This is a genomic window from Mesorhizobium sp. M2C.T.Ca.TU.002.02.1.1 (assembly GCF_003997225.1).
In genome coordinates this window covers 1-5,499 of sequence record NZ_RZTO01000410.1, presented here as the reverse complement: position 1 = coordinate 5,499, position 5,499 = coordinate 1, and the positions used below count along the sequence as shown (strand labels likewise).

Sequence of the window (5,499 nt, the reverse complement as noted above, 5' to 3'; positions counted from 1 at the left end):
TCGTGAAAGATGCTCGCAACGGCAAAAGTTCTGCCGAAAACCTGCAAGCCGCCTAAACATAGCGCCTCCGGGTTCTTGACCACGGATGTACTGGCATCGGCCTCGGAGGTGCGTTGGAGAAGGTCGGGCTTTGCCCGGCCTTTTTTGATTAAGGAGAAGAAATGAAGTCCCTATCGGATAGCAGTGTGTTCAAGCCGGTTCCGTCTCGAACGGAAGCCAAAACCGACATGACGTCTCGCGTCGCGCGGCAGATCCTGGACCTGGAAGCAACCGCCAGGGAGGCCAAGACGAAGCGATTGCGCGCTGCCAGGCTGGCACAGGAAGCCGACGTGCCCGCTGTACCGCCGAAGAAGGCCGTTTCGAAGCGCAACAAGAAGGCGTGAGCACGAGTCCAGCGCCGGCTTGGAACCAATCCTTCTGTTACTCCCGCCTCAACTGCAGCAGATCGCTGGCGACATTGCCGCCGCAGGTGCGACCATCCAACATCTTCTCGAGGTCGTTGCAGTTGTCTCGGCCCAAGTCGCTGGGCAGATCAAGCGCCGTCCGAGCATCGTCGTCGAACTCGATCGGCGCACCGTAAAGCTGGGCGATCTGCATCACCAGATCTTCGATGTCCTCACGGGCGATGTTCTCGGTCAGGTTGCTCAGCCTGATCTCTTCGGAAAGCCGGATGATGTTGACGATACCCTTGATCCGCAAGGCCCGCTGGACCCTGTGGTGAGCGGCGTCGCGCAAGCGAATGGAAAATCGTCGGAACATGGACTGCCTCCTTCCCCGGAGGTTATCCCTCGATTTCCACCATGCGCCCGACGGTCACGGATTGCAAGCAAAAAATCAGAAAGCTTCAAGAAAATCAATAAGTTAGAATAGAACAACAAATGTGGTTTCGGCGCATCGTTGGTATCGTTAGGCTGTGCCGTCTTTCATAGCTTGGTCATTCTTGACGTCCTATGCGGCAAACCCTACTTTTACTCAAAATGAGGCACTTACTCATTCGTGGCGTCTTTGTCTGTCAAGGAGGCAGGCATGGCTGAGCTGGAACGGCCGCAGAGATTGCAGATCATGCTGACCGACGAGGAGTTGGCGGCGCTGGAGAACTGGCGCTTCGAAAAGCGCATGCCGAGCCGTTCGGCCGCGGTGCGTGAACTGTTGCGACGTGGGCTTTCGTCGGATGGGTTTTTGATCGCCGACGCAGGCGCGAAGTCGCAGGATTTTGGCGTGATATCGGTGGACGGGGTTGGTGATGGCTCCAGCGAATCCAAGCGGTAGGCGGATGCGATCCCTCAATGCATTGCCGTGCCCCCCTGCCGGCCCTAATTACTGAACATGACAAGTTATGGGGGGATTTTCCGACAGAATGCCAATGCCGATGCGCGCCTCGCGGCGATCGTCGATTCATCCTACGACGCCATCATCGGCAAGAATCTCAACAGCATCATCACCGATTGGAACCAGGCGGCCGAGCGTATGTTCGGCTACAGCGCCGAGGAGGCCGTGGGCCAATCCATACTGATGCTGCTCCCCGAGCATATGCACAACGAAGAAGCCGAAATCATCGGCCGCATCCGTCGGGGCGAGGGGGTGGGGAGCCACGAGACGACGCGCAAGCGCAAGGATGGGTCGCTGATCGCCGTGTCGATCACCGTCTCGCCGATCAGGAACAACACAGGCGAGATCATCGGCGCCTCGCAGATCGCCCGCGATATCTCCGCCGCCAAGGAAAGCGAGCGCCGCATCCGGCTCTTGATGCGCGAGGTCAACCACCGCGTGAAGAACCAGTTCGCGGTGATCCTGTCGATGGTCAGGGAAACCAGCAAGCGCTCGACCGACCCCCGCGAGTTCGAGGAAATGATCCGCGCCCGCATCATGGCGCTGTCGCGCTCGCACGACCTTCTGGTCACCTCGGAATGGGCCGGCGCCAGCCTGTTCGACCTTGTCCAGGAGCATTTGAAGCCTTTCGGCCATGAAGACCGCATCTCGCTTTCCGGGCCGCTTCTGACGCTGCAGTCGAATGCCGTGCAGAATCTCGGCATGGCCTTCCATGAGCTCGGCACCAACTCGTCCAAATATGGCGCGCTGGCCTCGGAGGGGGGCCATATCGAAATCACCTGGAAGGTCGAGACCGGTCCCGAGGCGCAGCGACGCTTTCATCTCCTCTGGCATGAGACATCCGGTACGGCTGCAACCGTGCAGAAGGCATCCGAGCGCAAGGGATTCGGCACGGTGGTGCTGCAGCGGGTGGCCCCGCAGTCGCTGCGCGGTTCCTCCAGCCTCGAACGCTCGCCCACTGGCGTGAAGTGGACGCTTGACGCGCCGCTCGAGGCGATCGTCGTTCCGCAGCTCGGCGCCGACACGGCGGACAGCGATTTCAGCGTGTGAGGCGCCGGGTTCAGTGGCCGCTACCGGCGCCATTTGCGGCTTACCACCAAAGGCAGGCGAAACGGCGCCGAACAGGGCGCAAGCCACAGTCGCCCGGCACCTCCTTGCAGCGCCGCAAAAGCGTAATTACATCATTCGTGAGCGTGCAATGTCCACGCGGATACAGTTGCTCTGGTCAAGCTTCATTCATGGAGGTTGTCATGGCAATGATCGAAGCAAGAAAGAGCCTGGACTGGATCACTCTGGTCCTCGCGATCTGCCTGTTCGTCTCACCTTGGGTCATCGGATACGCCGCGGCGATGGTGCCCGCGTGGAACGCCTGGATCGTCGGCGTTCTCCTCGGCGCGCTGGCGCTGGCGACGCTTTCGGTGTTCGCCGAATGGGAAGAATGGGTAAGCGTGGTCCTCGGACTCTGGCTGATCGTGTCGCCTTGGTTGCTGCACTTCGCGGCTGACACGCATGTCATGGCCACGCATGTCGTCCTCGGCGTGCTGGTGGTCGCGGCATCGGCCTGGGCCGTCTGGGACTTCCGTCATCCCCATGCGCATGCGTGAGCGGTGACTGAACGGGAGCCCGCCGCGCGAGCGGCGAGCTCCTTGGACTTTGATCTCTTGGGCATGGGGTAAGGCGGCTGTTGCGGCGTCTTCACGCAATTGCTGCAACCGGAAACCTTTTCGTGCATTCTTGGGAATGGCCCCGATGCTCCACCCCGACACCCCCGCCAAATGTTGCTCCTATTGCGGCGGCCGCGACCACGATTTCGAGGAATGTCCGAAACGCAAGGCCGACGCCGAGAAGGAGCGCGAGACGGCGTGGGTGGCCGTTAAGCCTCCGCTCGCCGGCGAAGATGTATCGGCAAAGTCCTGAGGCCGCGATCCTCCAGCGGTCGCGCCAAGCCCCGACTTTTTCTGGGACGATCGAAGAACGGCATTGAACCGGTCTATAGTCTCGGCCCGGGGGTGCGCGGGTGGCGGATATCATCTCGATCAGAACAGGTGCGGAGCCTGCCGGGCGGCTGTTGGCGGGACGCTTGCGGCTGATTGCCTTCGCGGCGATCGCGGCCTTCATGATCGCCGGTCCGGTCGCCGAGCAGGTCTTCGGCGTGCGAACGGCGCTGCTGCGCTCCTGGACCATGTTCAGCGCGATCGGGCTCGGCGTGATCGACGCTTCCTTCGAGATCCGCCGGCCAGACGGCGCGCTCGTCCCGCTCGACCGGTTCGAGATGCTTGGCGCCCCCCGCAACGGCGGGCTGAAGTGGATCCAAAATCGCGACGGACTGGCTTCGGTGATCAAGCGGCTTTGTACGGCAGCCGGGCAGGGCGCCGACATCCGTGTCCGCGCCCGGCAGGGCACGCGCGACGGCTGGCAGACCATCCATAGCGATGCCCAAAATGCCTGCGCCGAGTGACGCGATCGCCGACTGGCCGAGCTGGCGTTCGGCGCGCGCCTGGGCCGCGCGCTTCGTCGGCTGGGCGGTCGATACGGAGGGCTCGTCACGTTCGTCCGCGCTGATCCGCATCGGCCTGGCGATGCTGTTCTGGTCGCGCTGGGCGGGAGAGCTGCTGCTCTATAGGGACCAGTCGCCGGCCGGCCTGTTTCTCGCCACCAACTTCTTCGCGGCCACCGCGCTGCTCTTCATCGGCTATCATAGCCGCGTCGCCGCCGTCTGGACCGGCTTGGTCGGGCTGGCGATGTACTATTATTTCGGCTTCCAGCTCGGCCGCGAGCCCTGGACGCACCATCATACCTATCTGCTTGCCGTCGCGGCGCTGCTGATCGCGCTGACCCCTTGTGACCGGTCCTATTCGCTGGACCGCTACCTGGCGGTGATGCGCGCCGAGCGCGCGGGCCTCGCGCCGCCGGCGGAGCGCGGCAATCTGTGGGGGCTGCGGCTGATCGTGGTGCAGCTTTCGGTGCTTTACCTCTTCGCCGCCTTGGACAAGTCGAACTACGCATTTCTGAGCGGCGCGCGGATCGAACAGATATTCCTCTGGTATTACGCGGGTTCGGACTATCCGGCCGGCCTTGCCTGGCCCGCCACCATCGTGTCCGTCGCCGTGGTCGCGCTCGAATATTGCCTGGCCCTCGGCCTGCCGTTTCGCCGCAGCAGGCGCTATCTGGTCCTGCCGGGCCTGGCGTTTCACGCCATCATCTATGTGACGCTGCCGGTCTATACGTTCAGCGCCACCATGGCGTTGCTCTATCTCGCTTATTTCGATGCGGATGCCGTCGACAAGGTCACCGCGCGTCTCCAGGGGACCGGATCGGCAGCGACTGCCAGAGGGGAAATTTCGTGAAGCATGGTTTGTTGTTTCCGGGCGCCGTCGTCGTCGCGGCGGCCATCGGCTTGGCTATGGTCCGCGGCGCGGCGCTGGCCGGCGGCGCCGAGGACTATTATCCCAAGCGCGCATGGGGTTCCCTCGAAGGCGGCCAGATGAACACGTCGCTGCTGGTATTTCGCGACCTCAACAGGAACGGCGTCTACGATCTGGGCGACCGGCCGATGTCGCGCGTGGCCGTCGAGCTCGACAAGCCGAACGGCAGCACCATCATGCGCCTGACCAATGTCGACGGATTCGCCAATTTCCGCATGTCGGTCAGCCAACGCGATTTCGAAGTGGTCGATCCCGGGCACTACGCATTCCGCGTCGTGCCTCCGCCAGGTTATTCCGTCACCACCGGCAACGCCTCGCAGGAAGGCGACTATGTCGTTTCGCCCGGATCGCCGGGCGACATGATCGCAAAGGCGACGACGCACCCGGTCGGACTTGCGGCGGATTTGACGATCAGCGGCGCGGTCGCCGCCGGATCGCGCGTTTCCCTGACAGGGCCGGATGGCGTCACGTCCGCCGCCAAGGTCGGCCCCGACGGGCGCTTCAGCGCGGCCGTGACGCCCGGCGACTGGCTGGTCGATTTTTCGGCCGGCGGAGCGACTGAGCGGCGGCATGTCGTCGTCGGCGCGGCGCCGGTAATACTCTCGGCGTTTTCGGCCCTGGGCAGACCGGCCGAGGCGCCGCTGCCCAACCAGCATGTCGTCGGCTTCGACGACTTGATGACGTCGCCCGGCGTGTTCGAAATTCCGTCCGGTTACGGCGGGCTCAACTGGTACAACCTCGTCGC

General features: G+C 63.1%; 8 protein-coding genes. 7 read left to right on the top strand and 1 reads right to left on the bottom strand.

The features are described 5' to 3' along the window. The first annotated feature begins 227 nt into the window (after positions 1-227). On the top strand, positions 228-383 hold the full coding sequence (locus tag EOD07_RS20745) for a hypothetical protein (RefSeq protein ID WP_245470350.1): 156 nt from the start codon (positions 228-230) through the stop codon (positions 381-383). 37 nt (positions 384-420) lie between these two features. Here the strand turns inward: EOD07_RS20745 and EOD07_RS20740 are convergent, their stop codons facing one another. Continuing rightward, positions 421-759, bottom strand: a complete 339-nt coding sequence (locus EOD07_RS20740) for a hypothetical protein (RefSeq protein ID WP_127236787.1) — start codon at positions 757-759, stop codon at positions 421-423. Between the two features lie 267 nt (positions 760-1,026). On the opposite strand from EOD07_RS20740, the gene EOD07_RS20735 reads away from it, so the two are divergent. From EOD07_RS20735 to EOD07_RS20710, 6 genes are all read left to right on the top strand, one after another. Further along, positions 1,027-1,269, top strand: coding sequence for a hypothetical protein (locus EOD07_RS20735; protein ID WP_127236786.1), 243 nt, complete (start codon positions 1,027-1,029; stop codon positions 1,267-1,269). A gap of 57 nt (positions 1,270-1,326) precedes the next feature. Further along, positions 1,327-2,379: a PAS domain S-box protein gene (locus EOD07_RS20730; protein WP_127236785.1), complete on the top strand. Its 1,053-nt coding sequence runs from the start codon at positions 1,327-1,329 to the stop codon at positions 2,377-2,379. 200 nt (positions 2,380-2,579) lie between these two features. After that, positions 2,580-2,933 carry an SPW repeat protein gene (locus EOD07_RS20725; RefSeq protein ID WP_127236784.1) on the top strand — a complete coding sequence of 118 codons (354 nt, stop codon included), beginning with the start codon at positions 2,580-2,582 and terminating at the stop codon, positions 2,931-2,933. Between the two features lie 413 nt (positions 2,934-3,346). After that, positions 3,347-3,787, top strand: coding sequence for a hypothetical protein (locus EOD07_RS20720; protein WP_127236783.1), 441 nt, complete (start codon positions 3,347-3,349; stop codon positions 3,785-3,787). Beyond that, positions 3,771-4,676: an HTTM domain-containing protein gene (locus tag EOD07_RS20715; protein WP_164772391.1), complete on the top strand. Its 906-nt coding sequence runs from the start codon at positions 3,771-3,773 to the stop codon at positions 4,674-4,676. Before EOD07_RS20720 ends, EOD07_RS20715 begins: the two co-directional genes overlap by 17 nt. Continuing rightward, the coding region (locus EOD07_RS20710; RefSeq protein WP_206519511.1) for an SdrD B-like domain-containing protein at positions 4,673-5,499 on the top strand (827 nt) is incomplete at its 3' end. The genes EOD07_RS20715 and EOD07_RS20710, both read left to right, overlap by 4 nt.